The 26,794-nt window shown below is 64.5% G+C and carries 25 protein-coding genes; 20 read left to right on the forward strand and 5 right to left on the reverse strand.

What is annotated here, in order from left to right; genetic code table 11:
* Nucleotides 1-75 precede the first annotated feature (75 nt).
* Nucleotides 76-1,596, reverse strand: a complete 1,521-nt coding sequence (locus tag CQW31_RS01440) for an NCS1 family nucleobase:cation symporter-1 (RefSeq protein WP_099813530.1) — start codon at nt 1,594-1,596, stop codon at nt 76-78.
* A gap of 201 nt (nt 1,597-1,797) precedes the next feature.
* Between CQW31_RS01440 and CQW31_RS01445 the strand changes: the two genes are divergently transcribed.
* The 4 genes from CQW31_RS01445 (at nt 1,798) to CQW31_RS01460 (ending at nt 5,825) form a co-directional block, all read left to right on the forward strand.
* On the forward strand, nt 1,798-2,832 hold the full coding sequence (locus CQW31_RS01445; protein WP_054883785.1) for a L,D-transpeptidase: 1,035 nt from the start codon (nt 1,798-1,800) through the stop codon (nt 2,830-2,832).
* A 90-nt stretch (nt 2,833-2,922) separates the two neighbouring features.
* Entirely contained in the window at nt 2,923-3,639 is a 717-nt protein-coding gene (locus CQW31_RS01450) for a murein L,D-transpeptidase catalytic domain family protein (RefSeq protein WP_082433419.1), read from the forward strand.
* A gap of 116 nt (nt 3,640-3,755) precedes the next feature.
* On the forward strand, nt 3,756-4,817 hold the full coding sequence (locus CQW31_RS01455) for an aromatic ring-hydroxylating dioxygenase subunit alpha (RefSeq protein ID WP_054883784.1): 1,062 nt from the start codon (nt 3,756-3,758) through the stop codon (nt 4,815-4,817).
* A 57-nt stretch (nt 4,818-4,874) separates the two neighbouring features.
* Nucleotides 4,875-5,825: a PDR/VanB family oxidoreductase gene (locus CQW31_RS01460; RefSeq protein ID WP_054883783.1), complete on the forward strand. Its 951-nt coding sequence runs from the start codon at nt 4,875-4,877 to the stop codon at nt 5,823-5,825.
* Nucleotides 5,826-5,832: 7 nt separating this feature from the next.
* Here CQW31_RS01460 and CQW31_RS01465 read toward each other — a convergent pair whose 3' ends face one another.
* The gene (locus CQW31_RS01465; RefSeq protein ID WP_054883782.1) at nt 5,833-6,546 is read right to left on the reverse strand and encodes a GntR family transcriptional regulator; all 714 of its coding nucleotides are present in this window, start codon (nt 6,544-6,546) and stop codon (nt 5,833-5,835) included.
* 128 nt (nt 6,547-6,674) lie between these two features.
* Here CQW31_RS01465 and CQW31_RS01470 point away from each other — a divergent pair, with 128 nt between their 5' ends.
* On the forward strand, nt 6,675-7,613 hold the full coding sequence (locus CQW31_RS01470; protein WP_054883781.1) for a LysR family transcriptional regulator: 939 nt from the start codon (nt 6,675-6,677) through the stop codon (nt 7,611-7,613).
* Here the strand turns inward: CQW31_RS01470 and CQW31_RS01475 are convergent.
* The gene (locus CQW31_RS01475; RefSeq protein ID WP_099813531.1) at nt 7,590-8,720 is read right to left on the reverse strand and encodes a porin; all 1,131 of its coding nucleotides are present in this window, start codon (nt 8,718-8,720) and stop codon (nt 7,590-7,592) included. The genes CQW31_RS01470 and CQW31_RS01475 overlap by 24 nt on opposite strands.
* 373 nt (nt 8,721-9,093) lie before the next feature.
* Between CQW31_RS01475 and CQW31_RS01480 the strand changes: the two genes are divergently transcribed.
* Both CQW31_RS01480 and CQW31_RS01485 read left to right on the forward strand, forming a co-directional pair.
* Nucleotides 9,094-10,398, forward strand: coding sequence for an MFS transporter (locus CQW31_RS01480; RefSeq protein WP_099813532.1), 1,305 nt, complete (start codon nt 9,094-9,096; stop codon nt 10,396-10,398).
* A gap of 1 nt (nt 10,399) precedes the next feature.
* Entirely contained in the window at nt 10,400-11,584 is a 1,185-nt protein-coding gene (locus CQW31_RS01485) for a M20 aminoacylase family protein (protein ID WP_099813533.1), read from the forward strand.
* 9 nt (nt 11,585-11,593) lie between these two features.
* Here the strand turns inward: CQW31_RS01485 and CQW31_RS01490 are convergent, their stop codons facing one another.
* A complete protein-coding gene (locus CQW31_RS01490) occupies nt 11,594-12,505 on the reverse strand; it encodes a LysR family transcriptional regulator (protein WP_054883777.1) in 912 nt (303 codons plus the stop codon).
* 93 nt (nt 12,506-12,598) lie between these two features.
* Between CQW31_RS01490 and CQW31_RS01495 the strand changes: the two genes are divergently transcribed.
* The 7 genes from CQW31_RS01495 to CQW31_RS01525 are packed head-to-tail and all read left to right on the forward strand — an operon-like array spanning nt 12,599 to nt 18,332.
* A complete protein-coding gene (locus tag CQW31_RS01495) occupies nt 12,599-13,546 on the forward strand; it encodes a ketopantoate reductase family protein (protein WP_099813534.1) in 948 nt (315 codons plus the stop codon).
* On the forward strand, nt 13,543-13,941 hold the full coding sequence (locus CQW31_RS01500; protein WP_054883775.1) for a VOC family protein: 399 nt from the start codon (nt 13,543-13,545) through the stop codon (nt 13,939-13,941). The genes CQW31_RS01495 and CQW31_RS01500 overlap by 4 nt, the downstream gene beginning before the upstream one ends.
* Nucleotides 13,938-14,393: a MaoC family dehydratase gene (locus CQW31_RS01505; protein WP_099813535.1), complete on the forward strand. Its 456-nt coding sequence runs from the start codon at nt 13,938-13,940 to the stop codon at nt 14,391-14,393. The genes CQW31_RS01500 and CQW31_RS01505 overlap by 4 nt, the downstream gene beginning before the upstream one ends.
* Nucleotides 14,390-15,622 (forward strand): CaiB/BaiF CoA-transferase family protein, encoded by a 1,233-nt coding sequence (locus CQW31_RS01510; protein WP_099813536.1) that lies wholly within the window; start codon nt 14,390-14,392, stop codon nt 15,620-15,622. Before CQW31_RS01505 ends, CQW31_RS01510 begins: the two co-directional genes overlap by 4 nt.
* A complete protein-coding gene (aroE, locus tag CQW31_RS01515; protein WP_099813537.1) occupies nt 15,619-16,437 on the forward strand; it encodes a shikimate dehydrogenase in 819 nt (272 codons plus the stop codon). The genes CQW31_RS01510 and aroE overlap by 4 nt, the downstream gene beginning before the upstream one ends.
* Before the next feature lie 3 nt (nt 16,438-16,440).
* On the forward strand, nt 16,441-16,878 hold the full coding sequence (gene aroQ / locus CQW31_RS01520) for a type II 3-dehydroquinate dehydratase (protein ID WP_054883771.1): 438 nt from the start codon (nt 16,441-16,443) through the stop codon (nt 16,876-16,878).
* Entirely contained in the window at nt 16,878-18,332 is a 1,455-nt protein-coding gene (locus tag CQW31_RS01525; RefSeq protein ID WP_099813538.1) for an MFS transporter, read from the forward strand. Before aroQ ends, CQW31_RS01525 begins: the two co-directional genes overlap by 1 nt.
* Nucleotides 18,333-18,345: 13 nt before the next feature.
* Here CQW31_RS01525 and CQW31_RS01530 read toward each other — a convergent pair whose 3' ends face one another.
* Entirely contained in the window at nt 18,346-19,101 is a 756-nt protein-coding gene (locus tag CQW31_RS01530; protein WP_099813539.1) for an enoyl-CoA hydratase-related protein, read from the reverse strand.
* 105 nt (nt 19,102-19,206) lie between these two features.
* Between CQW31_RS01530 and CQW31_RS01535 the strand changes: the two genes are divergently transcribed.
* From CQW31_RS01535 to CQW31_RS01570, 6 genes are all read left to right on the forward strand, one after another.
* On the forward strand, nt 19,207-19,854 hold the full coding sequence (locus tag CQW31_RS01535) for a TetR family transcriptional regulator C-terminal domain-containing protein (protein ID WP_054887809.1): 648 nt from the start codon (nt 19,207-19,209) through the stop codon (nt 19,852-19,854).
* Between the two features lie 76 nt (nt 19,855-19,930).
* Nucleotides 19,931-20,647, forward strand: a complete 717-nt coding sequence (locus tag CQW31_RS01540; RefSeq protein WP_054887808.1) for a response regulator — start codon at nt 19,931-19,933, stop codon at nt 20,645-20,647.
* Nucleotides 20,644-21,408, forward strand: coding sequence for an ABC transporter substrate-binding protein (locus CQW31_RS01545; RefSeq protein ID WP_054887807.1), 765 nt, complete (start codon nt 20,644-20,646; stop codon nt 21,406-21,408). Before CQW31_RS01540 ends, CQW31_RS01545 begins: the two co-directional genes overlap by 4 nt.
* Nucleotides 21,405-23,657 carry an ATP-binding protein gene (locus CQW31_RS01550; RefSeq protein ID WP_099813540.1) on the forward strand — a complete coding sequence of 751 codons (2,253 nt, stop codon included), beginning with the start codon at nt 21,405-21,407 and terminating at the stop codon, nt 23,655-23,657. Before CQW31_RS01545 ends, CQW31_RS01550 begins: the two co-directional genes overlap by 4 nt.
* A gap of 126 nt (nt 23,658-23,783) precedes the next feature.
* Nucleotides 23,784-25,190, forward strand: a complete 1,407-nt coding sequence (locus CQW31_RS01555) for an amino acid permease (RefSeq protein ID WP_054887805.1) — start codon at nt 23,784-23,786, stop codon at nt 25,188-25,190.
* 785 nt (nt 25,191-25,975) lie between these two features.
* On the forward strand, nt 25,976-26,767 hold the full coding sequence (locus CQW31_RS01570; protein WP_099813541.1) for an enoyl-CoA hydratase/isomerase family protein: 792 nt from the start codon (nt 25,976-25,978) through the stop codon (nt 26,765-26,767).
* Nucleotides 26,768-26,794: the final 27 nt, after the last annotated feature.

The raw sequence follows: 26,794 nt of genomic DNA on the forward strand, positions 1-26,794 counted from the left end.
GAGCGCCGCGCGGGCGGCGCTCGATCTATGCCTCACCTCCAATCTCAAGGCAGGCACTTGCTTTACCGGCACCAATCAGTGGTGCGCGGCGTCCACGGCAATGCTCTCCCCAGACACTTCCTCATACCGGGCACTGCGGTTGGCGATGGCGTAGTGGATCAGCCCGCCCAGCCCGGCGCCGAAGAACCAGGAGAACTGCGACAGCGTCTCGAACGCCGGCACCAGCGCCAGCAGGATGGCAATCAGCGAGGCCGGGATGAACGCCGCCACGGCGCGCAGGTTGACCCCGCCACGGTAGTGATAGGCGCCTTCAGGGCTTTCGCTGTACAGCTCCGGCAGGTTCACCCGGCCACGGCGCACCAGGTAGTAGTCGGTGACCATGATGCCGTACAGCGGGCCGAGCAGGGCGCCCAGGCCACCGAGGAAGTACACGATCACCGCCGGGCTGTTGTACAGGTGCCACGGCAGGATCACCACCGCGATGGTGGCGCTGAGCAAGCCCGCGCGGCGGAAGTTCAGCACCTTGGGTGCCAGGTTGGTGAGCACGAAGGCCGGGGCGACGAAGTTGGCCATGATGTTCACCGCCACGGTGACCAGCAGGAAGGCCAGGCAGGCAAGCACCAGGCCGGCGGTGTTGGGTATGGCGGCGACGATTTCGCTGGGACTTTGCACCAGCTTGCCGTCGATGCTGAATTGCGCACCGGCAAGCACCACGGCGATCAGCGCGAACCCCAGCATGTTGACTGGCAGGCCCCAGAAGTTGCCAACGCTGATGGTCCGCCGGTCTGGGCAGTTACGCGTGAAATCGCAGAAGTTGAGAATCATGGTGCCGTACAGCGATACCCATAGTGCGGCAGCACCGAACACCTTCAGCCACATGCCGGCGCCGGTCGGCGCGTTACCACTGGACCAGGCGATCGACAGGCCGCTGCGCCAGTACATCCAGGCCGCCAGGGCACTGAAGGCGACCAGGATGATCGGCCCGGCGAGCGATTCGAACCGGCGCACCATCTCCATGCCATAGGCGAAGATTGCGACCTGCACGCACCAGATGGCCACGAAGGTGACCCAGCCCAAGGTCGACAGGCCGAGTATCGAGTTCTGGTCGTAGGGCCTGAGGTCTGGCGCGATGGCGGTGAGCAGCACGCGCAGGACGACCGAGGCGAGGTAGGTCTGGATGCCGAACCAGGCGATGGCGATCACTGCACGGATCAGGGCCGGGATCTGCGCGCCATGGATGCCGAAGCTGATCCGGCACATGACAGGGTAGGGCAGACCGGTCTTCTGCCCCATGTAACCGGACAGGTTCATCAGGCCGTAGATCACCAGCGCACCGAGCGCGAAGGCGGCGAGGATCTGCGCGCCGCTCATGCCCAAGGCGAACAGGCCGATGGCGAAGGAGTAGTTGGCGATGTTGTGCACGTCATTGGTCCACAGCGCGAACAGGCTGTAGCGCCCCCAGGTGCGATTGGCCGCCCGGGTCGGTGCAAGGTCGTTACTGTACAGCCGCGGGCTCAGCTGCGACGCACTGGAGCCGGCCGATTCGGCGGAGAAATCGGCAAGCTGGCCAACATCGGAACGGGAAATCGACGCCATCGGGACTCCATGATTGTTGTGTACTTTTATTGTTTGTATTTGTATACAAACAAGATTCGTACCAACCCATGAAAGTGCTGGATTACAAGCCCTCTGCGCGTTCTCGCCGTTATTTGCGTTGTGGATTACGCTTTGAAGTGGGAAATTTGTGCACGTTTTCGTGCACTGTTGTTACCGCAGGATGCCATGAGGATCAGTTCGATGTTGCATGTACCGCTCGCGCTGGGGCTGTTGCTTGCCACCACCTGGGTTGAAGCGGCGCCGCTGCAGGTGCCCACCCCGGCTGCACTGAGGAGCCAGATCGACAACCTCAAACCTGGCCAGTTTCTCTGGTACCCGCAGGTCTCGCCGGCGGGGCCGGTGACCGTAGTGGTCAGCCTCACCGAGCAACGTGCCTACGTTTATCGCAATGGCATCGCCATTGGCGTCAGCACCGTGAGCAGCGGCAAGGCCGGGCGGGAAACCCCCACCGGCGTATTCAGCATTCTGCAGAAGAAGGTCGAGTACAACTCCAGCCTCTACAACAACGCACCGATGCCCTACATGGAGCGGCTGACCTGGGACGGTATCGCCTTGCACGCCGGGCATCTGCCAGGCTACCCGGCTTCCCATGGTTGCGTGCGCCTGCCATTGGAGTTTGCCAAGAAGCTGTATGAGGTCACCGGCTTCAGCTCTACCACCGTGATCGTCTCCGATACCCAGAGTGCACCGGTGGAGGTCTACCACCCTGGCGTGCTGGCTCCCACGGTCAGCGCTGGCAAGGCCCAGGGCCCGCTGGTATTGAACAACGAGCAGTTCTGGAACGACCCGGACCCGACGGCCGGGCCGCTGTCGATCCTGATCAGCCGTGCCGACCTGCGCGCCTACGTGTATCGCGGTGGCCAACTGATCGGCTCGGCGCCGGTACTCTCGCTTGAAAGCAGCAAGCACCGCAGTGGCATGGCGGTTTACTCGTTGCTGCAAAAACCCTCCGCCCTGGCACTCGAGGGTGAACTACCCTTACGTTGGTCGGTGGTCGCCCTGAGCAACCCGGAATACGGGAATACGCCCTATGAACAGCTAGGGCAATTGACCATCAACCCGGAGTTCCGCCAACACCTGCGTGCGGCGATGGACGTCGGCACGATGCTGGTGATCACCGATTGGGCGTCGACCCGGGATACCCGTAGCGACGGGAAATTCACCGTGATCAGCACCGACGACGGCAAGGAACACAAGCCATTGGTCAAGAAATGATCGGCAATCCCGAAGAATTCAAGCAAAGTGGTGGCTTTTGGCCGCAAGCCAGCTGACTTTTTGCTGACAGGCCTTTACCCGGGGTAGTCCATGTCGATGTTTGAATCTTTGCGGGGAGCTTTCCGGCTCTCAGTGGCCAGTTTTGGCCTGTTTTTCCTCAGCGCCTGGCAAGCCGCCCACGCGCAGCCCCTGCCCAGCGCCGCCGAGTTGCAGCAGCTGGCACCCAACGCCAGCCTGTCGGCGCTGGGCATGGCCCTTACGGCCTACGCCTGTGCCAGCCACGGCGAGGCAGGCAAGCTGCTGACGGTGATCGATTACTCCAAGGCCTCGCGTGACAAGCGCCTGTGGGTGTTCGACTTGCGCGCGCGCAAGCTGTTGTTCGAGGAGTGGGTTGCCCATGGCAAGAACAGCGGCGCCGATGTGCCGACCACGTTCTCCAACGCCCCGAACAGCTACCAATCGTCCATCGGCCTGTATGAAACCGGCCAGATCTACAGCGGCAAGCATGGCCGCTCACTGCGCCTGCAGGGGCTGGAGCCGGGGTTCAACGACAACAGCATGTCACGGGCGATTGTCATGCATGCCGCCGCCTATGCCGACCCCAAGGTGGTTCCGGGCCTCGGGCGCCTGGGCCGCAGCCAGGGCTGCCCGGCCGTGCGGCCGGCCATTGCCGGCAAGCTGATCGATACGCTGCAACGCGGCAGTTATGTGTTTGCTTATTACCCGCAGCAGCACTGGCTGAAGACATCGCGTTTTCTCAACGCCCAGAGCTGCCCGCTGACGAATCAGTCGATCGCCAGCAAGTAGCCACGCGTTTTAAGTGGCTTGTGGATCCATAAATATTCTCAAGCTACTTTTCTGTTGACTGATTTCCTGTTTTTGGTTGTTAATGGATCCACAAAAACAATCAATCGGAGAATCGGATGTTCCCGAAAAACGCCTGGTACGTTGCCTGCACCCCTGACGAAATCACCGAAAAACCCCTGGGCCGGCAGATCTGCGGAGAAAAGATGGTGTTCTACCGCGGTCAGCAGAACCTGATCCGCGCCGTCGAGGATTTCTGCCCGCACCGTGGGGCACCGTTGTCCCTGGGCTATGTCGAGCATGGCAACCTCGTCTGCGGTTACCATGGCCTGGTCATGGGCGGCGATGGCAAGGCCGTCGAGATGCCAGGCCAGCGAGTTCGGGGCTTCCCCTGCAACAAGGCCTATGCCACGGTCGAGCGTTATGGCTTTGTCTGGGTCTGGCCCGGCGATCAGGCACTGGCCGACCCCGCCAGCCTGTGCCACCTGCCATGGGCAGAGAGTGACGAGTGGGCTTACGGCGGCGGGTTGTTTCACATCAATTGCGACTATCGCCTGATGATCGACAACCTGATGGATCTGACCCACGAAACCTACGTTCATGCCTCCAGCATCGGCCAGAAGGAAATCGACGAAGCACCGCCGGTCACTACGGTCAACGGCGACGAGGTGGTCACTGCCCGCCACATGCAAAACATCATGGCGCCACCGTTCTGGCGCATGGCACTGCGGGGCAATCAGCTGCCCGACGACCAGCCGGTCGACCGCTGGCAGATCTGCCGTTTCACCCCACCCAGCCATGTCCTGATCGAAGTGGGCGTGGCGCTCGCCGGCAAAGGGGGCTACCACGCGGCCGCCCAGGACAAAGCGTCGAGCATCGTGGTCGACTTCATCACACCGGAGACCGAGACCTCGATCTGGTACTTCTGGGGCATGGCGCGCAACTTCAACCCTGAGGATCAGGCCCTGACCGCCAGCATTCGCGAAGGGCAGGGCAAGATCTTCAGCGAAGACCTCGACATGCTTGAACAGCAACAGGCCAACCTGCTGGCGAACCCGCAGCGCAACCTGCTCAAGCTCAATATCGATGCGGGCGGCGTGCAGGCGCGACGCATACTCGAGCGGTGGGTCGCCCAAGAACAGACCGGCGCCGCTGCAGCGCTGATCGCAACCGCGCAGTAACCGTCCCCGTCGATGCCCAGACCGGCCATCCCGGTGGCCGTCCATGCAAGGTGAGCCATGATTGAAGTCGTCGTCACAGCCCGAACCCGTGAAGCCGAAGGTATCTGCAGCTACGAATTGCGCTGCGCCCAAGGCCGGCCGCTACCCGCATTCAGTGCCGGGGCGCACATCGATGTGCACTTGCCCGGCGGCCTGGTGCGCCAGTACTCCTTGTGCAATCACCCGCAGGAGCGTCACCGCTACCTGATCGGCGTGCTTAATGATGCAGCATCGCGCGGCGGCTCCCGCTGCCTGCACGAGCAGGTCGAAGCGGGGCAGCGGCTGCTGATCAGCGAGCCGCGCAATCTCTTTGCCCTGGCGCCCAGTGCCCGCCGCAGTTTGCTGTTTGCCGGCGGCATCGGGATCACCCCGATCCTGTGCATGGCAGAGCAATTGTGGCTGCAAGGCGATCATTTCGAGTTGCACTACTGCGCCCGCTCCAGCGAGCGTGCGGCATTTCTCCAGCGCCTGGCGGCGACACCGTTCGCCGGCCGGGTCCATCTGCATTTCGACGCGCTCCCGCAGACCCGGCTTGACCTGGCCCAGGTACTGGCTGTGCCCGGCGCGGAGGATCACCTGTACGTCTGCGGCCCGGCTGGCTTCATGCAGCAGGTACTGGACGATGCCCGCCGTCAGGGTTGGCAGGACACCCAGCTGCACCGCGAGTACTTCGCCGCCGCGCCAGTCGACAACGCGGGTGACGGGGTGTTTTCGGTCAGGCTCGCCAGCACCGGCCAGGTATTCGAGATTCCTGCGGACAAGACCGTGGTTCAGGTTTTGCAAAGCCACGGCGTGCCGATGGCGGTGTCGTGCGAGCAGGGGGTCTGCGGCACCTGCCTGACCCGGGTGCTGGAAGGCGTGCCGGAGCATCGCGACCTGTACCTGACCGAAGCCGAGCAGGCCGCCAATGACCAGTTCACCCCGTGCTGTTCACGGGCCAGGACGCCCATGCTGGTGCTGGACCTGTAGGGTGCGCCTAGTCGCCCCTGGAAATCACCTGGACGCCACTTGCCGTGCTGGCCGCGCCGAACACTTCGGCATAGCGCAGCGTGGCATTGGCGTGTTCGCGCATGATGTTTTCGGCGCGTGCGCCCTGGCCGTTGCGCAGTGCATCGACCAATGAGTGGTGCTGCATGTGGGCGTAATTGAAGCGCCGGTACTCGCGGGCCATGTCGTCGCGGTCGAAGGCCAGCGCCGACACCGAGGCGAACGGGCGATGGTCATTGCGCGCCAGCGCCTCGGCAATGGCGGGGTTGCCGCTGCCCGCCACGATCACCTGGTGCAAGCGCACGTTGAGGTCGTGATAGGCCGCCAGGTCCTGTTCGGTGATGTAGCCCTTGGCGAACAGGGCGTCGCCCTCATCGAGGCATTGCACCAGGGTGGCCATGGCTTGTGCGTCCAGGCCACGTTCGGCGCACAGGCGGGCTGCCAGCCCTTCAAGAACGCCGCGGACCTCCACGGCGCCGGTGAGGTCATCGACGCTCAACGTACGTACCTGGAAGCCCTTGCCGCCATGGCGCACCAGCAGGCCTTCCTGTTCCAGGGTGCGGAACGCCATGCGCACCGGCATGCGGGAAACGCCGAAACGTTCTGCGGTAGGGACTTCCATCAACCGTTCACCGCCGGCCAGTTCGCCGGAGGCGATCATCTTGCGCAGGGCGACCAGGATGGTCTGGCCGTGTTTGCTCATTGCACGCGACCTCAACGAAGGGGCCGCCATGGTAACGCAAGCGGCACGGACGTTGCACTGCGCAGGTGGTGCTTGCGGTAATCTGTGCGCGGCATGGAAGTGGCCCGCTGACAACAAGGTAGAGACCTTTGAAACTTCACCAACTCAAGGCGCTGGTCGCCATCCACAACGCAGGCAGCATTCTCGAAGCGTCCAAGCTCATGCATATCACCCAGCCTGCACTGAGCCGGTCGATCAAGGAGCTTGAGCGCGAGGTCGGTTTCAGCCTGTTGCAGCGCTCATCCAAAGGCATGGCCCTGACCGAGGAAGGCAAGCGCGTCATCCGCCATGCCAACCTGGTGGTGGAAAGCATTCGCCGCCTGCAGATCGAAGCGGCCAGTATCCAGGACGCCGCGGTGGGCGCAGTGTCCATCGGGGTGACTTCGCTGACGGCGATGCTGGACGGGGTCGACGACAGCATCCTGGCCTTCCGGCGCAAATACCCGCGGGTGAAGATCACCATCACCGACCTGCGCCCCAGTCAGATTCTGCAACGGCTGCGCGATGGCAGCCTGGATTTTGCCATTACTTCGCAGCAGCCGTTGAACCGGCTCAACCTGGACTGGGAAGCGCTTGGCAGCATCAAGGGCCGGGTGATCTGCCATGCGTCGAATCAGCAGAAGTTCGCCAAGTCACTGCGCACCTTGCAATACGCCCCGTGGATCAGCCTGGATGAACTCTCGGACCCGGCATCGCAGTTTCACCAGCTGTTCGATAGCAACGGCCTGCGGGTGCCGCAGAACACCGTTGAATGCACGTCGGTGATGATGGCGCTGAAGCTGTTGAAGAACACCGAATCGTTGATGACCATCAGTGAGCTGGCCGTGGACCAGGGGTTTGCCTTTGGCGTTGATGGCGAGTACCTGGCCGTGGCAGTGCAGGAGCTGATTCCGGATTACCCGGTCAACCTGGTCTGCATCGACCGCCACAGCCTGACCGCACCCGCTCAGGAACTGTTTCACAGCTTGCGCGGGCAGGTGCTCAGGCAAACCCGCCCGGCGCCGTCAGAAGTGGTAGTACATGCCTAGGGAGAGGTTGCTGGGGTCGTCGCCCAGCTGGTCCAGCGGGGTGCCAGCGTAGGTGACCGAGGACGCAGGCTGGTTGAAGATCTTGCCAACCCGCCCATACACAGCCCAGCGTGGGTTGATGAAATGATCGTAGCCGAGCATCACCCCTTGGGCATTCTTGTCGCGCGCCGTGACCTGGCGCTGCATCACGGCCAGGCGCAGCACGTCCAGTTGGCCAACCGGTGCCATCACGCCGAAGGTGTACAGCGTGGTACTGGGGGTGCCGTGCTGTTCGACAGCCTGGTGTTGCCAGGTCAGGCTGGTGGCCAGCGGGCCGAAATCGTAGAACGTCGACAGGCTCTTGTAATGGTTGGCGGTCTGGCGTGAGGTGCCGCCGTCGTCCCAAGGGTCGCTGTAATACAGGTTGTAGGAGGCCAGCAGCATCAGCGTACTGGTGCGGTATTGCAGCCTGGCGCCGCCACCGCGCACGGTACGCCCCTGGCTGGCGGCATCATCGAAGCCGAAGGTCACTGCGGTGCCGAGGCTGAAGCCGTTCAGGGTCGGGCTGGTGTAGGCCAGGGTATGTTTCGGCCGCAGGTCCAGGTTATAGGCACCTTTGCCGGCCGCAGGCAGGGCCAGGAAGGTGTAGGGCGAGCCATACGTGGCGAGGAACGGGTCGGCGTAGGTCGGTGTGCCCATGCTGTAGGTCTTGCCGAACTCAAGCTTGCCCAGGGTTCGCGAGCGCAAGGCCAGCGTGGCCAGGCGCAGGCTGCCGATCGTGTCCCAGGTCCCTGCCAAGGCTTTGCCGTTGACGTTGAAGCCCTCTTCGACATCCAGTTCCAGGACAGTATCGGTGCCCACTGCCTTCCTGGCATACAGCCCGAGCTTGTTGGTCCATGCGCCGCCACCGGCCAGACGAAAACCCGAATGGTGCTGCGAGTCGTGATAGCTGGTGAAGGCGTCCACGGTGCCGTAGACCTTGAGCTTGTCATCGAAGCCGTTATCCACCCCGTAATAACCGAAGCCTGGCGCAATCCGGCCCAGGCTCGGGAAGCCCTCGGCGTGCGCCTGCACGGCAAGGCCGGCACATTGAATCATCAACAGCATCGAGGTAGTGCGAGTGTTCATTCACGACTCCAGGCCAACTCACTGATGGGGTGGCCCGTAGCGTCGGTGAACAGATCGTTTCAGTGCGATTGCTTATTCGGCAACCCTATGCAACTTGGTTAATCAACTGCTGGCGCTGCCCACGTCTGGCGGCGACGCCTGCTGCAGAGCGCCTGCCAACACCCGGCAAGGTGCCGTGCGGTGGGCCGCTCAATGTGCGTTAACGGGGCAGCGGGTTCAGGCAGGGCGAACGGTGCGCTACTTCTGGGCATGTTGGCCGTCGACTGCGCGGAGTGATTAACCCTCGGTTAGGTGTATGCCGAAACTGCAAGTGTGTTGCTTGCCCGATTGGCCGATAGTCGTGGCACGCCGCGATTTGCCATCGGAGAAAACAATGACGACACCGCTACCCGCATCGACCGCCGTGCAGCCCGGCGCGCATAGCGCCGCACAAGGGGGGCATGCTTCGCGCAAGACCTTGGTCGCCTGTTCGCTGGGCAATGCGTTGGAAATGTACGACTTCACCATCTACAGCTTCTTCGCCGTGCTGATCGGCAAGCATTTCTTCCCCGCCGAATCGGCGACGGCGTCGTTATTGATGTCGCTGGCCACCTTTGGTGTGGGTTTCCTCATGCGTCCCATCGGGGCAATGGTCATCGGCCGCTATGCCGACCGGCATGGGCGCAAGGCCGCCTTGAGCCTCACCATAGGCCTGATGACCCTGGGCACCGCGTTAATCGCCTTTGCGCCCACCTATTCGCAGATTGGCATTTTCGCCACGCTTTTGCTGGTGCTCGGTCGACTCATTCAAGGCCTGTCGGCAGGCGGGGAGGTCGGGACGGCATCGGTGTTTCTGATGGAGTCGAGTGCGGTCAGCAACCGTTGTCGGAATGTCAGCTGGCAGGCCGCCAGCCAGGGGTATGCCGCCTTGGTGGGCGCCGCCTTCGGCTTTGCGCTGCACCAGTCGCTTGACCCTGTGGCCCTGGAAAGCTGGGGGTGGCGGCTACCCTTCATCGTCGGGCTGCTGATCGGCCCGGTCGGTTGGTACATTCGCACGCGCCTGCCAGAAACCCACGAGGCGACGCCAGTGTCGCATGGCGGACAAGGGCTCGATGCGCAACTGCTCAAACGCATTGCCCTGGGCATCGGCCTGATGGCCAGTTCGACCATCGGCATGTACCTGTTGGTGTTCTACATGCCCACGTACCTCTCCACCACCTTGCAGTATCCGCCTGGCAGCGCCATGGCCATCGCCTGCATCAGCAGCGGCTGCATGGCGGTGATCTGCCCGCTGGCGGGCAAGTTTGCCGACCGGTACCAGTTGCGCAAGCGCCTGCTGGCCTGGACAGTGGCCACGCCGGTGGTGCTGATCCTGCCAGTGTTCCACCTGCTTGGGCAGGTGCGCGACATGGGCCTGGCCATGATGTGCGTCGCGGTGTTGATCTTGCCGACCTGCATCGGTGCGGGCGCATTCTTCGCGCTGATCATGGAGGGCTTCCCGAAAGCCCGGCGCTCCTTCGGCACCTCGGTCAGTTACAGCCTCGGCGTGACCCTCTTCGGCGGCTTCGCGCCGCTGGTGGCCACCTGGCTGATCGCCGCGCTACAGACCCCGATGGCGCCGGCCTATTTCCTCCTGGCGGGTGGCGTGGTCAGCCTGGCCTGCCTCCGTTATTTCCCTGAAAACAAAGGATGCGAGTGACATGGGTACGTTCCTGAGCAAACCGCCTCAGTGCGAGGCCGCGGCACTGGATGAGTTCGTCACGCTGCGCCGACAGATCCACGCCGCGCCGGAACTGGGCGGCGACACCCCCGACACCGCCGCGCTGGTGGCCGACAGGCTCCAGGCGTGGGGCTACGAGGTCCATCGCAACGTGGGCGGGCATGGTGTGGTCGGCGTGTTGAAGGTGGGCGACAGTCCACGCAGCATCGGTTTGCGCGCCGACATGGATGCCTTGCCCATGACCGAGAAAAACCCCTTCGCCCATGCCAGCAAGATCCCTGGTCGCATGCATGCCTGTGGCCACGACGGGCATACTGCCATCCTCCTGGCCGCCGCTTCGCAGCTGGCTGCCACGCGCGATTTCAATGGCACGTTGAATGTGATCTTCCAGCCGGATGAAGAAGGCCTGGCCGGGGCCAAGGCCATGCTCGACGATGGCCTGTTCGAGCGTTTTCCGTGTGATTCGGTGTACGCCCTGCACAACATGCCCGGCTTGCCGGTGGGCACCTGCGTGGTTCAGGCCGGGCCAACCATGGCGTCTTCGCAGCGCGTCAGCATTCGCATCACCGGCAAGGGTGGCCACGGTGCGATGCCGGAACTGTCGGTCGACCCGGTGATGGCACTGAACAGCCTGATCAGCGCCATCCAGACCATCAAGTCGCGCAACCTGAGTGTCGAGGAATACGCGGTCATCAGCATTGGCATGATCCAGGCCGGCACCGTCTACAACATCATCCCCGATGAAGCGTGCATGCTGTTGAGCGTGCGCACCGACACGGCCGAAACGCAGCAGAAAATCAACAGTCGCATCGACGCCCTGGTCAAAGGCCATGCTGAAAGCTTCGGCGTGCAGATCGATGTGCAGTTCACTCAACTGGCGCCGGCGCTGTGCAACAGCGACCAGGAAAGCGCGTTGCTGCGTGACAGCCTGAGGCCGTTGTTCGCTGACGGTGCGCTGCTGGACACGATGCCGAAAAAAGTCATGGGCACCGAGGACTTCGCCTACATGCTGCAGGCGCGGCCAGGCTGCTATTTCATGCTGGGCAACGGTACCGGCGAGTTCCATGGCTGCTCGGTGCACAACCCGCACTATGACTTCAACGATGCGCTGGTGAAGATAGGCGCCGATTGCTGGGTGAAATGGGTCCAGGACTACCTGCGTTGAGGTGCAGCATCAGGCTGGCGGCTGTTGAAACAACTCGCGGATCACCCCTCTGATCCAGCGATTGCCAGCGTCCTGGTGATAGCGCGCATGCCAATGTTGCTTGACGGTGAAGCGCTCCACGGCAAACGGGCAGTCATGCAGCCGCAGCCCGTGCATGTCGGCAAGCGTCTGGCCGATGTGCCGCGGCAGCGTGGCGACCAGGTCGGTGGTCCCGACGATCATGCCCAAGCCGAGAAAGCCGGGCAGTTCGAGCATGGTTTTGCGCTCGATCCCGGCCCGCGCCAGGCCGGTTTCGAGCAGCTTCTGCCCGGTCCCGGCACTGATCTGCACGTGCCCCTCGGCCCGGTAGCGCGCCACGCTCATGCCATCGCCCAACCGCGGATGCTGTGCGCTGCTCAGGCAAACCCAGTCTTGTTCGAACAGCACCTGTTGATACATGCCCGCGCCAAGCCCGGGCACCAAACCGATGGCCAGGTCCGCTTCACCGGATTCCAGCGCGCTCTCGGTATTGCCATCGATCCGCGCCGCTTCCAGGCGAATGCCCGGCGCATGGCTGCGCAGATGGTTGAGGATGCTGGGCAGCAAGGTGATATGGCTGGCATCGCTGACACACAGGCGAAAGCGCCGTTGTGCCGTGGCCGGCATGAACTGCGGCGCCCAGTCGCTGAGGCGGCGCAGCGACTCCAGCACTTCCCGGCACGGCCCTATCAGCTGGTCGGCCCGCGGGGTAGGGGCCATGCCGCCCGGCGTGCGCACGAACAACGGGTCGTTCAACTGCTCACGCAGGCGCGCCAGCCAGATGCTCAGGGTCGGTTGGCTCTGGCCAAGCTGCTCGGCGGCGCGGGTCACGCTTCGGCACTGGTAAAGCACCTCGAACAACTGCAGCAGCTTGGGTTCCGGCAAGGGCTCGAGCGGGGTCATTATTGCGAATCTCAATAGTTCTATTGAGGCCATTGTATAGCCCAAATAAGCCTCGCTGCATAAGGTAGTCGCAAACCACAGGAGGTCTGCGACGTGAAAATCTGCATTCTCGGTGCCGGTGCCCTGGGTTGCGCCATTGGCGCGGCCTTGAGCGAGGCGGGGCATGAAACCTGGCTGTTGAACCGTGGCCGTGCGCATGTCGAGGCCATGAACCTGCACGGGCTGCAGGTGCAGGACGAACGTGGCGAGCGCCAAGTGCGGGTCAACGCCGCAATTGATGCCGAGGACGTCGGCGTGGCGGACCTGGTGGTGGTGCTGGTCAAGTCGTTCCACACCGCCGAGGCCATTGCCGGTGCCAGCGCGCTGATCGGGCCGCAGACGCTGGTGCTGTCGCTGCAGAACGGCCTGGGCCACGAGGACATCCTGGCCGAGGCGGTAGGGCGCGAGCGGGTGCTGGCGGGCAAGACCTACGTCGGCGGCGTGCTCCTGGCGCCGGGTGCGATCCGTGCCGGTGTGGCGGCCAAGCAGACCTTCATCGGCGAGCTGGACGGCCAGCTCACGCCCCGTGTGCAAGCCATTGCCGCCGCCTTCAACGGCGCCGGGCTGGCCACCACGGTCAGCGACAATATCCTCGGCACCATGTGGGACAAGCTTCTGGTAAACGTCGCCACCGGCGCGCTGAGCGGCATCACCATGCTCAGCTACGGCCAGCTGTACAGCGAACCGCTGCTGGCGAGCACCGCCAAGGCCGCCGTGGCCGAGGCCATCGCCGTGGCCGAGCGCGCCGGCATCCGCCTGAGCCTGACCAGCCCCGAGGCTGCCTGGACGCTGGCTGCCGAAGGCCTGCCGGCGAGTTTCCGCACCTCGATGCTGCAAAGCCTGGAAAAAGGCTCGATCACCGAAATCGACTTCATCAACGGCTCCGTCGTGCGCTGGGGCCAGCGCCATGGCGTGGCCACACCGGTCAACGCAACCCTGGTGGCCTGCATCAAGGGCATCGAACGCGCCATGGCCGATCACCAGAAGAGGGACAACCCATGAGCCAGCCAAAAGCCTACCTCGAACATGTCGCGTTCTGGGTGCGCGACATCCAGTGGCATATCCGTTTCTTCAGCGAAGTGTGCGGCATGACCATGCGCGAAGTGCAGGGCGACGTCGAGCGGCCCGCGCAGTACTGGACCCTGGGTGGCCTGCAGTTCATCCACCAGCCGGACTTCGTCGGCCCGGAAGGGCGCATGGCGCACCTGGGCATCATGTGCGAAGACCTCGAAGCCGCCTTGGCGGCGGCCCAGTGTTTCGGCGTCAGCGAGATGCCCCAAGGGCGTAACTGGTTGCGCCTGCCCGACGGCCTGGCCGTGGAATTCATCCAGGCGTTGCCAGCGGCCTGCGTCGCCCAGGCCTTGGCCATCGACCCCCGCGCGGAGGTTCAGGCATGAGCGTGGTGGAAAAATACTGGGACGACGCCCGCGAAGGCGATGAATGCATCAGCCCGACCTACACCGTGACCCGCGAACGGATCCTGGCCTACGCCGACCTGACCGGTGACCACACCCCGGTGCACGTCGACGAGGCGTACGCCAACGCCAGCCACTTCGGCTGCCTGGTCGCCCACGGCCTGTTCGGGCTGTCGATTGCCGACGGCCTGAAGACCCAGTGCGACTACCGTTTCCTGCCGGGCATGTCGCTGGGCTGGACCTGGGACTTCGTGCTGCCGATCAAGGTCAACGATGTGTTGCACGTGCGCATGCGCGTGGGGGCGATGCGCCCGAGCAAAAGCCGGCCAGGGTGGGGCATCGTGGTGCTGCCCTCGGAGCTGATCAACCAGCACGGCGAAGTCGTGCAGCGCGGCGAGCACCGGCTGATGGTGCCGCGGAGGGCCGAAGCATGAGCCAGGCATTGCCATTGGCGGGTATCCGCGTCATCGACTACAGCCACTTCCTCGCCGGCCCTTATGTCGGGCGCTGCCTGGCAGCCCTAGGCGCAGAGGTGATCAAGGTCGAGCGGCCGGGCAGCGGCGATGCCGGCCGGCAGCATGCATTCACCCTTGACGACCAGCAGAGCGGTTACTTCCTGCAGCTGAACATGGGCAAGCAGGGCGTCAGCGTGAACATGAAGGACCCGCGCGGCAAGGCCTTCATGCAGCGCCTGACCGATTCGGCCGACGTGTTCATCGAAAACTACCGCCCCGGCGCCCTGGACAAGCTGGGCCTGGGCTACGCCGAACTCGCGGCGCGCAACCCGCGCCTGGTGTACTGCTCGATTTCCGCCTACGGCCATACCGGGCCGGACGCCCACCGCGCCGGCTTCGGGCTGATCGCCGAGGCCAAGAGCGGGATCATGCAGATGGTCGGCGTGCCCGGCGAAGCGCCGCCGCTGCTGCGCATTTCGCTGGGCGACATGTACACCGGCATCCATGCCGTGGCGGCAATCAATGCGGCGCTGCTGGGCCGGGTCAGCAGCGGCCGCGGCCAGCACATCGACATGGCCCTGTACGACACGCTGGTGTCGATGCATGAGTACGCGGTGCAGTGCTACACGTTGTCCGATGGCACCGTGTTGCCGGAACAGACGGGCCATGACATGCCCACCTCGACCCTGTACGGCGTGTTCCGCGCTGCCGATGGCGACCTGGTGATCGCCGCCCAGGTCGACGATGCCTGGCAACGCTTTGCCGCCATGCTCGAAGCCAACGGTGGCCCGAGCGGGTTTGGCAGCGACACGCGCTACCACAGCCTCAGCGGTCGCAACGCCCACCGCCAGGCGATCCTGGCCGTGGTCCGCGACTGGGTCGGCGCGCGCCAGGTGGCCGATATCCTGCAGCTGCTGGATGGCATCGACATCCCCAGCGCCAAGGTGCAGCGCATCGACGAGGTGCTGGCCGACCCGCAGATCCAGGCCCGCAACATGGTCATCGAACAGCAACACCCGCGCTACGGCACCTTGCGCCTGCCCAACCTGCCGTTTCGCTTTTCCGACTGCGACACCACGATCCACCAGGTGGCTCCGGACCTCGGCCAGCACAACGCCGAAGTCGCCGCGGCACTTGGCTTCAGCCCCGAAGAAATCACCGTCATGCAGGCAGATGGTGTGCTGTTCACCCACGGAGATGCACGATGAGCGACCGCTATGCAGTGATCGGCCGGCCGATCAACCACACCAAGTCCCCATTGATCCATGGCCTGTTCGCCGAGGCCACTGGCCAGGCCCTGGAGTACGGCGCCATCGAGGGCGAGCTGGAGGGCTTCGAGACCCAGGTGCTGCAATTGCGCAGCGAGGGCGGGCTGGGCATGAACATCACCGCGCCGTTCAAGCTGCGCGCCTTCGAGCTGGCCGACCGGCGCAGCGAGCGTGCGCAGCTGGCACGGGCGGCCAATGCGCTGAAGTTCGAGGATGGCAGCATCTACGCCGAGAACTTCGATGGCATTGGCCTGCTGCGGGATATCGAGCAGAACCTCGGTGAGCCGCTGCGCCAGCGCCGGGTGCTGTTGCTCGGTGCCGGCGGCGCAGTGCGCGGCGCCTTGCTGCCGTTCCTGCAGGCCGGGCCGCGTGAGCTGGTGATCGCCAACCGCGACATGGCCAAGGCACTGGCCTTGCGCAACGAACTGGATCACCCCCGGCTGCGCATCAGCCGTTATGAGGAACTGGACGGGCAAGCCTTTGATATCGTCGTCAACGCCACCTCCGCGAGCCTGAACGGTGAGTTGCCGCCGCTGCCTGCTGGCGTGCTGGGCGGCGCGCGCCTGGCCTATGAGCTGGCCTATGGCAAAGGCCTGACACCGTTCCTGCGCATGGCGCAGGCGCAAGGTGTGGCGCGCTTGGCCGATGGCGTCGGCATGCTGGTGGAGCAGGCGGCAGAAGCATTTGCCTGGTGGCGCGGGGTACGGCCTGAAACCCGTGCCGTGATCGACCGCCTGACCATTCCCCTGGAGTGAGCCATGCCCGCCAATGTCCTGATGCTGCATGGCATCAACCACAACATGTTCGGCAAGCGCGACCCGCGCCAGTACGGCACGGCCACCCTGGCCGACATCGACCAGGCCCTGCAGGCGCTGGGCGAGGAACTCGGTGCACACGTAGAGTGCTTCCAGACCAACTACGAAGGCGCAATGTGCGAACGCATCCATCGGGCCTATGAGCAACGGGTGGATGCCGTGCTGATCAATGCCGGGGCCTGGACCCATTACAGCTACGGCATTCGTGACGCACTGGCGATTGTCGAGGCGCCGGTGGTCGAAGTGCATATGTCGAACATCCACGCCAGAGAGCCGTTCCGCCATCATTCGGTATTTGCCGAGGTGGTGCGAGGGCAGATCTGCGGGTTTGGCGTCGAGACCTACCTGCTGGCATTGCGTGCGGCGCTGAACATGATCTGATGGCCGGCGCGCCTGCACAAAGCGCGCAGGTCCGGACCCATCAATCACCGGAGGGACTTGTGAACGCGTCTCGGCACACCACTTTCATCGCCTTGCTGGTCGCCATTACCTTTTTTATGGAGAACCTCGACGCCACCGTCATCGCCACGGCGTTGCCGCAGATGGCCCGTGACTTCGCCGAGCACCCGGTCAGCCTGAACATCGGCATCAGCGCCTACCTGCTGGCGGTGGCGGTGTTCATCCCGCTCAGCGGTTGGCTGGCCGACCGCTTTGGCGCGCGGCAGGTGTTCGCCGGGGCCATCGGCCTGTTCACCCTGGCGTCGTGGCTCTGCGGCCTGGCGACCGATCTGGAGACCTTCGTTTTCGCACGGGTGCTGCAAGGCATCGGCGGGGCGCTGATGGTGCCGGTCGGCCGCCTGGTGGTGTTGCGCACCACCGACAAGCAGGACCTGGTGAAGAGGCTCGCGGTGGTCACCTGGCCCGGGCTGGTAGCGCCGGTACTGGGGCCACCCATCGGCGGGCTGATCGTCACCCACCTGTCGTGGCCGTGGATCTTCTACCTGAACATACCGCTTGGCGTGCTGGCCATTGCGGCAGCATGGTGGCTGATTCCCGCTGGCCGCCCTGGCGAAGCACGCCGCTTCGACCTGCTCGGCTTCGGCTTGCTCGCCTCGGCCTGCGCCGCGTGGTTGATCGGCCTGGAAATGCTCGGATCGCTGGCCGCTGGCAGCCTGCCTGGCGGGGCGGTACTGGTGGCAGCGGGCGGCTTGCTGAGCTGGCTCGCGGTTCGCCATTGCCAGCGCCACCCGGCGCCGCTGTTGCCATTGGCAGCCATGGGCATCGCTACGTTCAGGGCCAGCATCGTCGGCGGTACGCTGTTCCGCCTGTCGATCAGCGCCTTGCCGTTCCTCATTCCGCTGATGCTGCAGGTCGGCTTCGGCCTGTCACCGGTGGATGCCGGCTGGCTGGTGCTGGCGATCTTCGCTGGCAACCTGGCGATGAAGCCGTTCACCACCGGTTTGCTGCGCCGCTATGGTTTCCGCCGCGTATTGCTGGTCAATGGCATGATCGGTGTCTGCAGCATTCTGGCCTGCCTGGGCTTGCAGCAGGGCATGCCGTGGTACTGGATGGCGCTGGTGCTGTTCATGGGCGGGCTGTCACGTTCGATGCAGTTCACCACCTACAATGCCGTCGGTTTCTCCGAGGTGCCCAAGCCACAGATGGGCGAGGCGTCGACACTGTTCAGCATGTTCTTCCAGCTGGCGATGGCGCTGGGGGTCGCCGTGGTGGCGCTGTTGTTACGGGTAGCGATGATGCTGCGCGGCGGCGAGGCTGGGATGACGGTCAGCGACTTCCACTGGGCGTTGCTCGGCGTGGCGCTGATTGCCTGCCTCGCGCTGGTCGATGCCGTGCGCCTGCCCGGCAATGCTGGCGAGCAGGTATTGCGCACGTAATCGGCGTGCCGGCTCAGGCACCCTTGCGCGATACCATCGCGGTCAAGGCTGCCCTGGCTGCATCGCTGTTGAGCCGCTCGATGAACAGCAGGCCTTCCTTGGCCACCGTTGCAGCCAGTGCTTCGCGCTGCCCATCCTTGAGCAGACGCCTGCTGATGCGCAGGGCATCGGCCGGCAACTGCTGCAGTCGCCGCGCCAGCTTGACGGCGGCAGCCAGGCATTGCGCGCCATCGTCGAACAGTTCGCTCGCCAGGCCCCACTGCACCGCCTGTTCGCCATTCAGCGCCTGGTTGCACAGCAACAGCTGCGCGGCCCGCACGTGCCCCAGCATCTGTGGCAGCAACAGGCTCGCGCCAAACTCCGGGCATACCCCCAGTGCCACGAACGGCGTGCGCAGCTTGGCGTCACGGCTGACCAGCACCTGGTCGCAGTGCAGCAGCAGCGTGGTACCGATGCCGATCGCCGGCCCTGCAACCGCCGCGATCAGCGGCTTGTCCAGCGCCAGCACCGCCCACATCATGCGGAACACCGGGCTTTGCAGGTCGGTCGGGGGTTGGTCGAGAAAGTCCGGCAGGTCGTTGCCGGCGGTGAAGCACCCGGTGCTGCCGGTGATCAGGATCACCTCGACCTGCGGGTCGCTGTTGGCGGCCTCGAACAGCTCTGCCAGCCGCGTGTACATGGCGTTGGTCAGGGCGTTGAGTTTATCCGCCCGGTTCAGGCGCACGGTCAGCAGGCCTTCGTCGAGCTGCTGCTGGATCAGGTCGGTCATGGCAGTGCCTTTGTTATTGTCAGGGTGGCCGAGTATAAACAGGCTTTCGCGACCGAGGCGAGTTGCTATACAGTCGTTCAACTATTCGACCCACGAGAGCCCCCGATGACCCAGGAAGCCCGCTTCAGCCGCATGCTGCCCGAACTGCGCAAGGCCAATCTGGTCGAGGCCACCCTGGCCTGCCTGAAGCGCCATGGTTTCCAGGGCGCATCGATCCGCAAGATCTGCGCCGAAGCCGGTGTCTCGGTAGGCCTGATCAGCCACCATTATTCGGGCAAGGACGAGCTGGTCGCCGAAGCCTACATGGCGGTCACCGGTCGGGTCATGCACCTGCTGCGCGAGGCCATGGCCCAGGCCGCGCCCAACGCCCGCGAGCGGTTGTCGGCCTTCTTCCGTGGCTCGTTCAGCGCCGAACTGCTCGACCCGCAGCTGCTCGATGCGTGGCTGGCGTTCTGGGGTGCGGTGAAGACCGCCGAGGCGATCAACCAGGTGCACGACCACTCCTATGGCGAATACCGCCGCGAACTGGGCACGCTGCTTGCCGAACTTGCGCGGGAGGAGGGCTGGCAACACTTCGATGCCGACCTCGCGGCCATCAGCCTCAGCGCCTTGCTCGATGGCCTGTGGCTGGAGTCCGGGCTGAACCCGGGCACCTTTACCCCGGCCCAGGGCGTGCAGATCTGCGAGGCCTGGGTCGATGGCTTGCAGGCCGGCGGTCGGCAACGCTTCAGTACCGCCACCGAGGGCTGTTGATCGACCGTTCAGCAATCGCTAGTCTTGGCTCACTCTAATAAAAATATCGCCTTCGGGCACTTCAGGACTAACCGCAATGACCTCTCAGGTACTGGTCGTCGATGACGATCCGCTGATTCGTGACTTGCTCCAGGCTTACCTGTCCCAGGAGGGCTATACCGTCCACTGTGCCGCTACGGCGGAACAGGCCGAAACGCTGCTGAGCGAGCAGCCGGTGGAACTGGTGATGCTCGACATCCGCCTGCCCGGCAAGGACGGCCTGACCCTGACCCGTGAACTGCGGGTGCGCTCGGAAGTGGGGATCATCCTGATCACCGGGCGCAACGACGAGATCGACCGCATCGTTGGTCTGGAATGCGGCGCTGACGATTATGTCAGCAAACCGCTCAACCCTCGCGAACTGGTATCCCGCGCCAAGAACCTGATCCGTCGCGTGCGCCACGCCCAAGGCGCGCGGCCAGCCAGCGTGGCTAGCGTCACCCTCAAACAGTTCGGCGACTGGTCGCTGGACTGCGACCGCCGCCGCCTGATCGATGCGCAGGGCGGCGAAACCCTGTTGACCCACGGCGAGTTCCAGCTGCTCAGCGTGTTCTTGCGCAACAGCGGCCATACCCTGAGCCGCGACCAGCTGATGGACCAGATCCGCAACCGTGAGTGGGTGCCCAACGACCGTTCCATCGACGTGCTGGTCGGCCGCCTGCGGCGCAAGCTGCACGACGACCCCGCCGAGCCTGAACTGATCATCACCATCCACGGCGCCGGTTACCTGTTCACCGCCAGCGTGGCCGCGTGAGCCCGTTCCTGTTCGGCCTGCTGGCGCTGTTGGCCAGTGCTGCGCTGCAGGCCGCCGACAGCGTGCGCTATTGCGATTACCCGGTGTACCCACCGGTGTCCTGGAGCGATGGCAAACAGCCGCGCGGGCTGGCCCCCACGGTGGTGCGCGAGCTGTTCGGGCGGCTGGGCTATCGGGTCGAGATGGTGGTGTTGGGCAACTGGCAACGCTGCCTGCTCGACGCTGCCGAAGGGCGGGTGGATGTGGTGCTGGCCTACGCCTCGGAGCAGCGTGCCAAGTCGATGCGCTTTTCCCAAGTGCCGGTGCTGCGCGAGGAGGTGGCGGTGTTCGCCAACCGGCAGCATCCGCTGCAGTTCGACCAGCTCGAAGACCTGGCCAGATACCGCGGCGGGCTATTGTTCGGCGAAAGCTATGGCCAGGCATTCGACCGCTTCGTGGCGCAGCACCAGAACATCGAATGGGTTTCGGACAGCGGGCAGAACTTCGGCAAGCTGATTCGCGGGCGTATCGACTTTGTGGTCCAGGAGCGGCGTACCGGCCAGCTGTTCGTCGAGCACCTGGCAGGGGCCCAGGACATCGTTGCGCTGCCACCGGCACTGAGCGTCGACTACCTGCGCGTGGCGGTGTCGCGCCATTCGCCGCTGAGCGAGCGGATGGGCGACATCGACGCGCAACTGCAGAAGATGGTTGACGCCGGCGAACTGGAGCGCTGGCTGCATGAAAGCGAAGTCACCTACCGCGACATGGTCAACCAGCCATGAACCGCCTGCAACCGGGGGGCCTGCTGCGGCGGCTGTTGCTGTTCATCCTGCTGTTCAGCCTGTGCTTCACGGTGCTGGCCAGCAGCGTGCAGCTGTATTTCGAGTACCGCCGTGAGATGCGCGAGATCGATGCGCGCATGGCGTTGATCCGTGCCGGCTACCTGGCCAGCCTGGAGCGCAGCCTGTGGGACCTGAACCAGGAGCAGCTGAACGTGCAGTTGCGTGGGCTGGTGGATTTTTCCGATGTGGCGCGGGTGCGCCTGAGCAGCGCCGACTTCAGCTTGCAGCAGGGCGAGCCGAGCCCGCAGGGGCCGTTGCGGATCGAGCGTTTTGCCTTGGACTATCAGCCGCCTTCAGGGCCTGCGCGCCATTTGGGTGAGCTGGAAGTGAGCACTGACCTGGGCGCTGTGCACCGCCGGCTGTTCGCTACCGGCCTGACCAGCCTGTTGTGGATGAGCGTGTTCCTCTGCGGGCTGGCCCTGGCCCTGTCGGGTTTGTTCTATCGCCTGGTCACCCGTCACCTGCAGGTCATGGCCGACTTCGCCCGGCGCATCGGTGCCGGGCAATGGCACGAGCCCCTGCGCCTGAACAAGCGCCGTTCACCCCATACCGACGAAATCGACAGCGTGGCCCTGGCCCTGGACGACATGCGCCGGGCCATCCTCAGAGACAGCGAACGCCGCGAAACCGACCGGCTGGCCTTGCAGGACAAGCGTGACGAGTTGCAGAAGCAGGTCGAGCGGCGCACGGCGAGCCTGATGCGTGCCAAGGACGATGCCGAGGCAGCCAACCTGGCCAAGTCGCGCTTCCTCGCTACCATGAGCCATGAACTGCGCACGCCGCTCAATGGCATTCTCGGCATGGCCGAGCTGCTGCGTGGCGCCGGCCTCGCGGCGCCCGACCGGCAACGCCTGGAGGCACTGTACAAGGCCGGTGACGGGCTGCTGAGCATCCTCAACGAGGTGCTGTATTTTGCCCGCCTGGAAGAAGGCGAAAGCCGTCCCGAGGCGGTGGATTTCTCCCTGCGCCAGTTGTGCGCCGAGGTCGTGACCTTGCTCGAACCCCGTGCGCTGGCCAACGACAGCCTGGTGCTGTGCCGCATCGACCCGCAACTGGCGGCGTACCAGCACGGCGCCGAGCAGTACCTGCGCCAAGTCCTGAGCAACCTGCTGGCCAATGCCATCAAGTTCACCGAGGGCGGCGAGATCCTGGTCGAAGTCCAGGTGATGCAGGGGCAACCCGGGCGGCAGCGCCTGCGCCTGAGTGTCACCGACGACGGCATCGGTATCTGCGAGGCGATGCAGCCGAAGATCTTCGAGCGTTTCGTCCAGGCCAGCGAGGCGGTTGCCCGGCGCTATGGCGGCACCGGCCTGGGGTTGGCGATCAGCAAGCACCTGGTCGAGCAGATGGCCGGGCAGATCGGCGTGCGCAGCCGCGAGGGGGAGGGCAGCTGCTTCTGGCTGGAGGTGGAGCTCGAGACGGCGCAGGCGCCCCAAGCCATGGCGGCGGCCGCTGCCGGCGCGGTGCCACTGGACATCCTGGTAGTGGAAGACGTGGCCTTGAACCGTGAGGTGGTCAGCGGGCTGCTGGCGCGTGACGGGCACAAGGTCTGGCTGGCGGAGGATGCCGAACAGGGTTTGCAACTGTGTGCACGGCAGCGCTTCGACGTGCTTCTGCTGGATGTGCACCTGCCAGGCATCAGCGGCGTGGAGCTGTGCCGGCAGCTGCGTGCCGGCGCCACGCCCAACCGCGACACGCGCATCCTGGCGCTGACCGCCAGCGTCCAGCCGGGGTTGGTGCGGGCCTACCTGGATGCCGGCATGCAGGGGGTGCTGGGCAAGCCGCTGAAGCTGGCCAGCCTGCGCCAAGCCCTGGCGGGGCAATGCCAGGAGGCGTCGCCGGCAACCTCCGTCTGGCTTGACCAGGGGTTGCTGAGCACGCACCGCACGCTGCTTGGCGAGCAGAAGCTGCAAGGCTTGCTGGCCGGCTTGCAGGACAGCCTGGCGCAACAGCGCATGCCCTTGCTCGAAGCGGCCGAGGCGGGGGACTGCACCGAGGTGACCCACCTGGCCCATCGGCTGGCCGGCAGCAGCGATTCCATGGGCCTGTGCGGCCTGGCGGTGACCTTGCGCGAACTGGAAGCGCGTGCCCTGGCCCGCGACAAGGCGGGAGTACGGGCCATGGGGGCGTTGCTGGGCGAACAATTGCAGCGTGCCGAAGACACCCTCGCCGCATTGCTGGCCGCCTGAGCGACAAAATCCTTACGACTTTTTACATCTTTGATCTTTACGATCAACCGGGCCTTACATCGCCTTCCAATAATCGGACTCAACCGCTGCACACGCGGTCTTCGACGCTTATTGGAGATAATAATAATGAAAGGCCGTAAAGCTGAAGGTATCCACCTCACGCGGGCATTGAAGAGCCGGCACATCTTCATGCTCTCGCTGGGTGGCGTGATCGGTACCGGGCTGTTCATGGGCTCGGGGGTGACCATCAACCAGGGCGGGCCAGTGGGCGCGATCCTGGCCTACCTGGTCGCCGGTTTCCTGATGTACCTGGTGATGGTCTGCCTGGGTGAACTGTCGGTGCAGATGCCGGTGTCCGGTTCGTTCCAGGCCCATGCGACGAAATTCATCGGCCCGGCCACCGGTTTCATGATTGGCTGGGTGTACTGGATGAGCTGGGCGACCACCGTGGGCCTCGAGTTCACTGCCGCAGGCATGCTGATGACGCGCTGGTTCCCGGAAGTGCCGATCTGGTACTGGTCGGCGCTGTTCGTTGCCGTGCTGTTCGGCATCAACGCCCTGGCCACCCGCGCCTTCGGCGAGGCGGAATACTGGTTCTCGGGGATCAAGGTGGCGGCGATCCTCGGCTTCATCATCGTCGGTGTGCTGGTGATCTTCGGTGGCATTTCGCTGAACAGCGGGGCGCCGGCGCCGATGATGAGCAACCTGATCGGCGATTCGCTGTTCCCCAACGGCCTGTCAGCGGTGTTCGCGGTGATGATGACCGTGGTCTACGCCTTCCAGGGCTGCGAGATCATGGGGGTGGCGGCGGGCGAGACCGACCAGCCGGACAAGAGCATCCCGCGGGCCGTGCGCAACGTGGTGTTCCGCGTGCTGATCTTCTACGTGCTGGCGATCGTGGTGCTGTCGGCGATCGTGCCGTGGCAGCAGGCCGGGCTGATGGAAAGCCCGTTCGTGCAGGTATTCGACATGGTCGGCATTCCTTACGCCGCAGACCTGATGAACTTCGTCATCCTCACCGCGATCCTGTCGGTGGGCAACTCCGGCCTGTATGCCTCCACCCGCATCCTCTGGGCGATGTCCAAGACCGGCATGGCACCGCGCAGCCTGTCGCCGCTGAGCAGCCGTGGCGTACCACTGCGCGCCTTGTTCATCACCCTGTGCTTTGCGCTGGTGTCGCTGATGACCAGCTTCATTGCCGCAGACACCCTGTTCATGGTGCTGATGGCGGTGAGCGGCATGTCTGGCACGGTGACCTGGATCGTCATTGCCCTGGCGCAGTACCGCTTCCGCAAGCAGTTCCTGAGCGAAGGTGGCCAGCTGAGCGATCTCAAGTATCGCGCGCCGCTGTACCCGCTGGTGCCGTTGCTGTGCATCACCCTGTGCAGTTCGCTGTTTGTGTTCCTGGCGATGGATGAGACGCAGCGGCCTTCGTTGTATTGGGGCTTTGGCTTTATTGCGCTGTGTTATGCGGCGTACTTCCTGGTGCAGCGCAAGCGTCATGGCGTGGGGGTGGAAGTGCCGGTGGCGTGAGACGGGTTTGGTGGTGCATGGTGGGGGATTGGGTGAGGGCTGACAGGTGCATGGCGGGGGATTGGGTGAGGGCTGACAGGCGCATGGCGGGGGATTGAATGAGGGCTGACAGGTGCTCGCCGGGGTTTTTGCAGGGCCTGTGAGATCGAGCGCCGCCCGCGCGGCGCATCGCGGGCAAGCCCGCTCCCACATCTGTTTCGGGCCAATCTCTCCTGTGAAGCCAACAGGGACCGCCTTGTTTGTTCCCTTCGATATCGAGGTGGGCGCCACTGCTTTTCATCGATCTTCAGTCATGCACCAAGGCGGATCCTGTTGGCGGGCCCGCCAACAGGGACCGCCTTGTTTGTTCCCTTCGATATCGAGGTGGGCGCCACTGCTTTTCATCGATCTTCAGTCATGCACCAAGGCGGATCCTGTTGGCGGGCCCGCCAACAGGGACCACCTTGTTTGTTCCCTTCGATATCGAGGTGAGCGCCACTGCTTTTCATCGATCTTCAGTCATGCACCAACGCGGATCCTGTTGGCGGGACAGGAGTAACTGGCCCGAAACAAATGTGGGAGCGGGCTTGCCCGCGATGCGCCGCGCGGGCGGCGCTCGATCTCACAGGCGCTGAAGATCATGTGGCAAGCCCCTGTCAGCCCTCACCCAATCCCCCGCCATGCACCTGATGCCCACCACTTGTTCGAAGTTGTAACACCGTTGCAACCGCAATTGCCTCCTTGTTGAACACTCGTTTAGCATGAGCCTCACCTCCCACAGCAATCACAATAATCCGAGGCCCGTCATGACCGCTCCGTCGTCCCTAATCACCCAGGTTGAAGCCGGCGTTGCCTGGATCACCCTGAACCGCCCCGAGCAGCGCAATGCGCTGGACATCCCCACCCTGAAGAAGCTGCACGCCACCCTCGAGGCGTACAACCTCGACCCGGCCGTGCGCGTGGTGGTGCTGACCGGCACAGGCCGCAGCTTCTGCGCCGGTGCCGACCTCGCCGAATGGGCCGAGGCCGAGGCCCGTGGTGCACTGGAAACCTACGGCTGGACCGAAACCGCCCACGCCCTGATGCACTGCCTGCACACCTTGGACAAGCCCACCATCGCTGCCATCAACGGCACCGCCGTCGGTGCCGGCATGGACCTGTCGCTGTGCTGCGACCTGCGCCTGGCGGCCCAGTCGGCCCGTTTCAAGGCTGGCTACACCAGCATGGCCTACTCGCCGGATGCCGGCGCCAGCTGGCACCTGCCACGGCTGATCGGCAGCGAACAGGCCAAGCGCCTGCTGTTCCTCGACGAACTGTGGGGCGCCGAACGCGCCCTGGCGGCCGGCCTGGTCGGCGAAGTCGTCGCCGACGACCAGCTGCCCGCCGTCGCCGCCGAACTGGCGGCGCGCCTGGCCCAGGGGCCGACCTTCGCCTACGCCCAGACCAAACGCCTGATGCGCGACGGCGCCTCGCGCGGCCTGTCCGAGCAGCTCAGTGCCGAACTGGCTGCCGGCCTGCTTTGCGGGCGCAGCGCCGACGGTGCCGAAGCCTTGCGCGCAGTCACGGAAAAACGCGCACCACGCTTCAGCGGCAAATAAGCACGCTCTCTTTCCCCGGTTACCAGG

Origin of the sequence: Pseudomonas sp. 382, from assembly GCF_002759075.1 — a bacterium.
Taxonomy (GTDB): domain Bacteria; phylum Pseudomonadota; class Gammaproteobacteria; order Pseudomonadales; family Pseudomonadaceae; genus Aquipseudomonas; species Aquipseudomonas vlassakiae.